The organism is Paraclostridium dentum (genome assembly GCF_012922555.1).
GTDB classification, from domain to species: domain Bacteria; phylum Bacillota; class Clostridia; order Peptostreptococcales; family Peptostreptococcaceae; genus Paraclostridium; species Paraclostridium dentum.
The window spans coordinates 1-316 of record NZ_WIPK01000199.1 but is presented as its reverse complement, the minus strand read 5'-3'; the positions used below and the strand labels follow the sequence as shown (position 1 = coordinate 316).

The 316-nt window shown below is 42.7% G+C and carries 1 protein-coding gene; it reads right to left on the bottom strand.

Annotation, left to right across the window (positions count from 1 at the left end; translation table 11 throughout):
* Positions 1–78: 78 nt before the first annotated feature.
* Positions 79–316: YqaE/Pmp3 family membrane protein (locus GFJ41_RS21350; RefSeq protein WP_264318563.1), on the bottom strand; the 238-nt coding region annotated here is incomplete at its 5' end.

Sequence of the window (316 nt, the reverse complement as noted above, 5' to 3'; positions counted from 1 at the left end):
CACGGCTGAAAACAATCCAATACTGCAAACACAGAATGACATATGTGTCCTTCACATCTCTAATACGGAAATTGGATATCACTTGGTGATGGCATAAATGGCATAAATAATCCCAGGGATGTAACCAAAGAAGGTCAGCAACAAACAGATCCAGAATTCCACATGGCAGCCAAACTTAAGGAAGACGCCAAGAGGAGGCAAGAGGATGGCGATGAGGATGTCAACGCAGTTTAATGTTCCTTCCCTCGCCATATTCGCTGACAATTTTTTGCAGGAAAATTGAGAGAGTTTTGGTAGAAGAAGAAGTAGGGCAACT